Origin of the sequence: Parafrankia sp. FMc2, from assembly GCF_041008525.1 — a bacterium.
In the GTDB taxonomy this organism is placed as follows: Bacteria; Actinomycetota; Actinomycetes; order Frankiales; family Frankiaceae; genus Parafrankia.
The window spans coordinates 1-7,542 of sequence record NZ_JBFLUG010000227.1 but is presented as its reverse complement, the minus strand read 5'-3'; the positions used below and the strand labels follow the sequence as shown (position 1 = coordinate 7,542).

Below are 7,542 nucleotides of genomic sequence, written 5' to 3'. Positions count from 1 at the left end.
TCCTCTCCCTTTCCACCTGCTCGGCGGGCGTCAACCCGCCACCCGTCGCATACCTCATACAAACGGTCTACCCGCATATCTGTGGCCATCACCAGGCCAACTAACACCACACATTAATCATCAGTACCTGCGGGAACGCGGAGCGGCCAGACAGGGCGATAACGTGGCCTAGCAGTTCGACTTCACGCAGCCGAGGGCCCGCCGGGGATGCCCCGGTGGGCCCTCCGCGTTCCCACGACTCCCCACCCAAGCGCTAGCTCTGGCAAGCATTCTGCTAGCGGATGGCCGCACTCGGATTCGCGCTCGGGTTGGCTGGTGGGTACCTCACCGCCGGTCCGGCGACCGTTCCGTCTTCCCGGATGATTCGAGGACATGGGGCCGCCAGAGTTCACCCAGTTTGACGAAGAGCGCGTCCAGCATCGCCTGTTGGCCGTATTCGTATGCGACCGCTTCGTCCTCGGTTACCTGGTGGCCAGCGATCAGAAGGGGCCTGGGGTCGGTGCCGGGGATGGCGAAAAGCGCCCGGCGGTAGTCGGACTTCGTCAGTGGCGACTTCTCTTCCCGGTCGGTGTCGAGGTCGAGTAGGTTCATCACATACCGCCGGTACATGGTCGCTACGGCCGACTCACCGATCTCGGGAATCACCGGACCACCAGGCCCACACCGTCGGATTCGGAGCCCGGCGAGACATCGAATTCGATAGGCGCCACGTCGTACCCGTCGAGGTTTCGCATGCGGGCCGACCTGTCTACGGTGGCGACGCCTCGGCAACCGAGTCGACAGTGAACTCTGGCGCCCGCCCGACGAACGGCCACGACCCGGGACCGACGCTTGGGTTGCAACCAGATCTTGCACAAGCCTGCCAACGCCTATCGTGCGGCGGTGATTTGTTCTCGGAGAATGTCACCATGGCCGGCATGACGGGCGAAATCCTCGATCAGGAGCAGGTAGACAAACCGCAGGCTGACCCCGCCAGCGCGGGGGTGCGCCTTGGTGTCGTCGAGCTCGAAGTCGGCGGCGATCACGCGGGAACGCTCGCTGGCACGCTCAAACTCGGCGATCACGTCGGCCAGCGTTTCGCCGTCGGCGACGACGAAACTGCCGTCGTCACCGGTCGCGTAGCCGTCGCATGCGGACTCGTCCAGGCCGAGCAGGGTGCGCTGGAACCAGATGCGCTCGGCGGTGGCGGCGTGTTTGATCAGCCCGATCGGTGTGGTCAGTGAGACGACCAGGCGCCGCCGCGCGTCAGTCTCGGATAGCCCTCGCGCGGTGTCGATGAGCGCTTGCCGGTTGCGGTCAAGCATGCTCTCCAACATGAGACGTTCGGGTCCGGTGGTCATTCGGGGCCATATGAACATAAATAGTCCCGCTTTCTGGGTTGAAAGGACATCGACGGATCCAGACCATGGGCGCGTACTCGAGCAGCATGAGGCTCGATCGGACAGGGCTCGTCTCGATCGCCGAGAGGAGAGCACCGATGACCTCGGTGCCGGAGGCCCGCCGGAGAGGTAGGCGCTGCAGCACCACGATGCAAACGCTTCTCGGCCCGTAACCAGGGGGTCCTCGGGGAATGCCGTGTCCAGAAGCCGAGGACGAGCCGGAGCGATCATAAGGATAACGCCCAAGCTATGCGCGCGTCACGTGACTTGCGTCGATCTGTTCCGGCACGTTATGGGCCGAGGGTATCCCGAAGCTCAGGAGACTTCCTCGACACCGCACCGGCGCATCTTCGGCGGACCCGCGGAGCCGTGCCTGCGGTGAGACCGGACGTGGCTGTGGGAGGTCGGTGGGCACCCGACCCGGGATGCGGGCACCGACCCGGCGACGACTACGAAGAGTGGCGTTCATCGCGTCGGCTCGAGACGCGTTAGCGGCCGTCGGGGGTCCAGAGGCCAGTTTTCCGACGGTTTCGGGGGTTGGCGCCGCTGGACGCTAACCGCTAAAGACCAGCTCACCGGCCATTTAGATCGCTATCACAGGTGCTAACGTTAGCAGGCAGGCTGCTAACATTAGCAGCCCTCCCGCGCCAGCAGTCGCTACTTTCCGTGACGACAGCGGCCGCCGTGCGACAGCGGCGACGGGCCGGTCCGGCGCATTCGAGAATGCGCCACGGGCGGGACCGGACATGATCGAGGAAGCGGTCGATCCGGAATCGCTTCCCCCGGGAAGGTCGGGACTTTCTGCCTGGTTTTCGCGGCGAATGCCGGATGCGTTCACGGGGAATAACTACAGGGGAAGCACGGCGTTTCGCGCCGCGCTTCACAGGTCCCGATCATCGGTCCTGTCGTCTTGGAGAGGGTGCGCTTGACATCACTGTGGATCTTCGTGGTTCGTTCTGGCCGTTCGCAGGGCTCCGACAGCCGGTTCCATAGTTCCGCCACCACGACGAGGACAGGCAGTCTTCCGATGACAGCCGCAGTCCTCGGAGGATTCACGGTCAACCCCAGAGACAGGGCTCCACATCGTGCCGCGGATCAACCTAGACAAGCGGATCTTTACGTTCGGTATCAGGTACTGTACCCGACCGAGTCAATCCCCTGTCGACGATTCTTCCAACCGCGCGAGAGAACCGGGTCCCGCCACGGTGGAACGGCAACTGAACCAGGCGGTGTTTCACCGGTTCTGGATCTACGACCGTGGCATCCGCACGGCGGACCTGCACCCGCCGCTGACTCAGCTCCTCGGAAAGGATCTTGATCAGCGGCTCGCCACCGAGACCAAGAACCTGATCAACGCTCAGCGGACCCCAGAGGGCTCCGAGACCCTCAGCCCACACTCCCCACAGGATCGACTGTTGTACTCGCCCACGGCGACACCAGAGCCCACAGCGGGCAGACAAAAGCGCCGCCCGGGACTTCACCGGACGGCGCATTGCTAACCGAGACACAGAGAAACCATGATCCGGATTCGAACATGGCAACTCTGGTGGACCTAACGCAACACAATAAGAACCGTCTGATCTTGGTCCAGGGACCTGAGATCACCGTCCGGCCGGTCTCCACGAGGCTCCTGACCAGGGGCGATGTTCCGTGAGTCTCCGGTCGCCAACATCAGCCATCTAGTCGAACGTGTGTTCCGCGGGTCTGGTGGGCCTGGACGCCGGGACGTGTCCGGTGACCACAATCGTGCGCATAGTTGAACTGAGATCCGGGTGGGCCGGTCTTCGCTCATCCGCCGGTGACTTCCTGACGCCAGGTGTGGAAGAAGTGGCGCAGCCGCTCGGCGTCTGGATGGGGCAGTCCCAGATCGTCGTCGGTGAACCGGCCGATGGTTCCGATCATGTCGGCGAACACCTGCAGGTCGAAGCCGCCGTCCTGGGCTTGGGCGAGGTGGACGAGTTCATCCTTGGTGAAGACGTTCGCCAGGTCGTGCACATCGGTGAAATCGCGCGCCTCGGCTCGACCGAACAGGGCGAGGGTCTTGCGGGCCGCCAGGTCACGAGCGCCGAGTGTCGGGCCGAGTTCGGTGAGGGTGGGTGGTTCGTCCGGCGGGCTGTCGATGCCAAGATCCACGATCAGCGCCTCGCCGTCTGCTTCGACGACGAGTCGGGCGAAGCTGTCCGTGAGCTGGATCCGCCGGGTGGCCCAGCCCTCCGAAGCCGCCGCGCGTTCGAATGCCGCTGCAGTGTCGGGGATCGATGCCGTGGGCGGGAGCGCGGTGAACAGATCGACGTCGCGGGTCCGGCGGTCGACGAGATCACGCGCGATGAGCGCGGCGCCGCCCGCGACCGCGAAGCCCGCGCTTTCGGGTAGCCCGAAGAAGATCCGCGCGACCGCCCGCTGCAACGATGTGATCACCTGAAGGCGACCCGTTTCCAGGCCTGCCGGATCGGGGCGGGAAGGACCAGCTCCGGCCAGGCGTCGACGAGCAGTGCCCCGTCGATGTAGGCGAGGATGTCCTCCGCCGTCCCTTCGCGCAGGACGATCTCGTACAGCCGGTGGCGCTGTCGGCGGTCCGTGAGGTCGTAGGTCCGATCGGGGTCGGACCAGTTCAGATGGACGGGCAGGCGTACCTGGGCCATCGCCTGCCGGATGGGGAGCCGGGGCAGCCGATCCGGCACGGTGAACGGTCGGCCCCGCCCGTCCACCACGACCTCGAACGAGGGCACCGGCACCGCGTCGAGCCGGAAGCCCGCCGCTGCCAGCAGGCGCGTCGCAGTCTCCAACGTCGGTGACTTCACCCCGTGCTCATAGGCCGCCAACGTCGGCCGCGACGTGCGCGCCCGCCGCGCGAGTTCGGCCCCGGACAAGCCCGCCTCCAGTCTCGCCGACTCGATCAGCCGGCCCGCCAGCGACTCCACCATTCCCCCTCCATCACGACCTGAAGCGTATCCGATAGGATACGCCATTCGTCTTTCGGTCCATTCGCCGGCCCATACGACATGACCTTGGCATGAGTCCTGCCGCCAGGCGGCCCAAGTAGTCGATCAAACCGGTTTGTGGCGTCTGGACCGCAGAGGCACGACACGATCTCGACCGACGCAACAGACCCGCCTCGTCCGCGAGGACATCTTCGGGCGCGCGGACCACAAGTCCCGCGGAGGCGAGGACGAATCCAGCCGATTCGATGACGGATGGCCAGCGGCATCGTCAAGATATCTCTGGGCATCGGGGCGGAGGGGGACGCATGGTCGCTGGTCACATGGAGGGCGCACAGAACCTGCAGGACCTGTTTAAGGCCCACATCTATACGATCGACTACTATCAGCGTGAGTACTCGTGGCCTGCCAGCGACGTTCGCCGGCTTGTACTTGACCTTTGGAACGAGTTCAACAACAGCTGGAACCGGCGGGCAAGCCGCAAAAGGCGCCTCGCCGAGGGCGAACCCTACTTCCTCGGTCCCTTCGTCTACTACGAAGAGCGTCCCGGCGAACGCGTCCTCGTGGATGGCCAGCAGCGGTTCACGACGCTACACCTCCTGTTCATCGTGTTGCGCCGGCTCGCACTCGAACGCAATGAAATCCAGATCGCCAATGCGCTCAACAACCTGATCGAGCATTACCCACCAGGCACTGGGGCGGAGTTCCGGATCAGGATCTATGCCGACGAGCGGGAACCGCTGCTCCGCGCCCGGCACGAGAACCGACTCTACCGACTGCCACCCAATGCGTCGCTGTCGCTCCGGAACCTGTGGGACCGCGCCGAGCAGCTCGACGCTCTCCTTCGCGAGCAGGAGATCGACGATGCGCTTCACGACTTCACGGACTGGCTCCGCGACCGCGTCGTGATGGCCGGGATCCGGGCTGTGAACAAGCATCACGGCTTTAAGATCTTCGAGACCATGAACGACCGTGGTGCCCGCCTGACCTCGGTCGACCTCGTCAAGAGCTTTCTACTCTCGAGCTCCGGGGATCGCCAAGACGAGTTGAACAGATCATGGCGGGCGATGCTAAGCGAACTCACGGCAGCTCGGCAGGATCCAGACGTACCACGAAACTTCCTCCGTGATGCCCTAGTCGCGCAGCACGCGGACCTGGCCAGTCACACATCGACCGATGCCGAAGAGATCAGCGAGAACCTGAACGCGTGGGTGCGCGACCATACGCCAGACCTGAAACTACGCGATGAGGACGACTATGCGAAGTTCATCGACGATCTGACATCGATGGCCCGAAACTACCAGATGTTCCTCTCAGCCGCCGAAGCACCTCGAAGCGAGCGAGCACTCGAGAGCATTTACTACAACGCCGTGAACGGGATTGAATCCCAGTACAAGGTTCTACTCGCCGCGGTCAAGCCCGGGGACGACACCATAACTGTGCAGGACAAGGCCCGGTTACTTGCCAACTACATCGACCGTCGGTACGTGCTTCGCGCGATCGCCGGCGACCACGTCGACGACCAGCACCTCTTCGAAGAACTGAGCGCGCTGATCCCCGCCCTGCGCAAGTGCGTAAACCTGGCTGATGTCGCGAGCGTGCTGAGGGACGCTACTGCCGAGGAAGACCAGCCGTTCGCTGACATGGAGGCGTTCGCCTTCCGGCCCGGAAACATCGACCAGGTGCGCTACCTGCTCGCCCGACTGATCGCCTACGTGGAGACAGAGACCGTCAAACAGTACGACATCCGCCAGTACCTCGAGCGAACCGCTCGAGCCGACCGCTGGCAGATCGAACACCTGTGGCCGACGACTTTCGATCCGGGCATGCAAGGGCTTAGCCCTCGCCATTTCGAGAATCTGCGTAATCAGATCGGAGCCCTCGTCCTCTTGCCTGCCAACGACAACGCGAGCCTGCAAGACATGCCCTATGGCGAGAAGATCGCCCATTACCGCCGCCAGCCGAACCTGCTCGCAATCCTCCATCCCGCCCACCGTCAGAACTATCCGATACTGCGACGATTTATCGATTCGCACGGCCTAGCGGGGACCTTCCGCTCGTTCGGCGATAACCCGGTGATCGCCGACACGGTCCGGGCACGGCGTGAGCTGTACATCGCTCTGAGCGAACGGATCTGGAGTCCGGCGGCGCTCGGCTTCGGACAGGAGACAACGCCTGTGGCCAACCACTCGCCTGCGCCCAAGAAGAGATCAGCGCCTGCGCAGAGACGGACTGCGGGTGCGACGAAGGCAGCCGCCGGAGGCAGGACCACCTTGGCGAGGATGGTGCGGGCGGAAGTCATTCAGGTAGGCCAGAAGATCTACACAGTCCATGAAGGGACCGAACACCAGGCCACGGTGGTACCCCGAGGCCTGGTCGAGCTCTACGAGGGCGTGAGGTACAACTCGCCCGACGCTGCTCTCAAGGGGATCACCGGCCGGCCCACCCGTAGGGGCATGGACCTCTGGCTCGTCCAAGTCGACGGCCAGCGAATCTCGCTCAACCAGCTACGAGTCCGTGCCGAGAAAGCCGGAGTGAAGCTTCTGTAGTGCATCGTCCATGCCTCGTGCAGACACGGCCGACGCTCAAGGCCGGCTCGAACCCCCACCCCGCCCGAACACCCCGACCCGAACAACGATCGCGCCCGTGGGGGGGGATCGGGGGCGTCCCCCGAAAACATCGCGGACCACCGCGAAGCCGGCCAAAGATCGGCGAGCACGGCGGGCCGGCTCGCGGGGACTCGAACCTCTGACCGCGCCCGAACACCCCCGACCCGCCCAGGGCAATCGCGCACGTGGGGGTCCGGGGGCTCGACCCCCGGGCAGATATAACGAAGACGCCCCTTCGCCTTCCTGGAAGGCGAAGGGGCGTCCAAGTCGAGTGGAGGTGAGGGGACTCGAACCCCTGGCCTCCTCCGTGCGAGGGAGGCGCTCTACCAGGCTGAGCTACACCCCCTGGAAGCAACTGAAGCTTACAGGACGCCGGCAGCGGACGGGTGACCGCCCTCGGGGCGTTGCGGACGATCCTGTCGGTCACGGGCGAGCTGCGGCCCCGGTGCTGTCTCGCGACGTCTGCCGCACCGTCCCGGCGGTGGCTGTGGCGAGGGCGGCGTACGTCCGCAACGGGCGGATCGTGGCGTCGGGCACCGGCGGCGCCAGGTCTACCGGCTGGGGCAGGTGGGAGCCGGGCGGGCGAAGTGCCGCGGGGTGGGTGTGGGGCTGGCG

5 protein-coding genes, 1 tRNA gene and 1 pseudogene are annotated in these 7,542 nt (G+C 64.8%); 1 reads left to right on the top strand and 6 read right to left on the bottom strand.

The genetic code is table 11. The annotated features are described in order from the left end of the window. Positions 1-324 precede the first annotated feature (324 nt). The 4 genes from AB1460_RS34715 to AB1460_RS34700 all read right to left on the bottom strand — a co-directional run bounded on the left by AB1460_RS34715 (position 325) and on the right by AB1460_RS34700 (position 4,303). The gene (locus AB1460_RS34715; protein ID WP_368966595.1) at positions 325-645 is read right to left on the bottom strand and encodes a hypothetical protein; all 321 of its coding nucleotides are present in this window, start codon (positions 643-645) and stop codon (positions 325-327) included. Positions 646-869: 224 nt separating this feature from the next. Continuing rightward, positions 870-1,358, bottom strand: coding sequence for a DinB family protein (locus tag AB1460_RS34710; RefSeq protein WP_368966593.1), 489 nt, complete (start codon positions 1,356-1,358; stop codon positions 870-872). 1,809 nt (positions 1,359-3,167) lie between these two features. Then, positions 3,168-3,797 carry a nucleotidyl transferase AbiEii/AbiGii toxin family protein gene (locus AB1460_RS34705; RefSeq protein WP_368966591.1) on the bottom strand — a complete coding sequence of 210 codons (630 nt, stop codon included), beginning with the start codon at positions 3,795-3,797 and terminating at the stop codon, positions 3,168-3,170. Continuing rightward, the gene (locus AB1460_RS34700; RefSeq protein WP_368966589.1) at positions 3,794-4,303 is read right to left on the bottom strand and encodes a helix-turn-helix transcriptional regulator; all 510 of its coding nucleotides are present in this window, start codon (positions 4,301-4,303) and stop codon (positions 3,794-3,796) included. The genes AB1460_RS34705 and AB1460_RS34700 overlap by 4 nt, the downstream gene beginning before the upstream one ends. A gap of 323 nt (positions 4,304-4,626) precedes the next feature. Here AB1460_RS34700 and AB1460_RS34695 point away from each other — a divergent pair, with 323 nt between their 5' ends. Continuing rightward, on the top strand, positions 4,627-6,867 hold the full coding sequence (locus AB1460_RS34695) for a GmrSD restriction endonuclease domain-containing protein (protein WP_368966588.1): 2,241 nt from the start codon (positions 4,627-4,629) through the stop codon (positions 6,865-6,867). A gap of 332 nt (positions 6,868-7,199) precedes the next feature. On the opposite strand, the gene AB1460_RS34690 is transcribed toward AB1460_RS34695, so the two are convergent. Then, positions 7,200-7,273, bottom strand: a tRNA-Ala gene (locus AB1460_RS34690). Positions 7,274-7,350: 77 nt separating this feature from the next. Beyond that, positions 7,351-7,542, bottom strand: a pseudogene (locus AB1460_RS34685) (hypothetical protein); the annotation flags it as partial.

Excerpts from the sequence above, each read along its gene's own strand:
- AB1460_RS34695 (WP_368966588.1), top strand. The coding sequence starts at position 4,627 with ATGGTCGCTGGTCACATGGAGGGCGCACAGAACCTGCAGGACCTGTTT.
- AB1460_RS34710 (WP_368966593.1), bottom strand. The coding sequence starts at position 1,358 with ATGTTCATATGGCCCCGAATGACCACCGGACCCGAACGTCTCATGTTG.
- AB1460_RS34700 (WP_368966589.1), bottom strand. The coding sequence starts at position 4,303 with ATGGTGGAGTCGCTGGCGGGCCGGCTGATCGAGTCGGCGAGACTGGAG.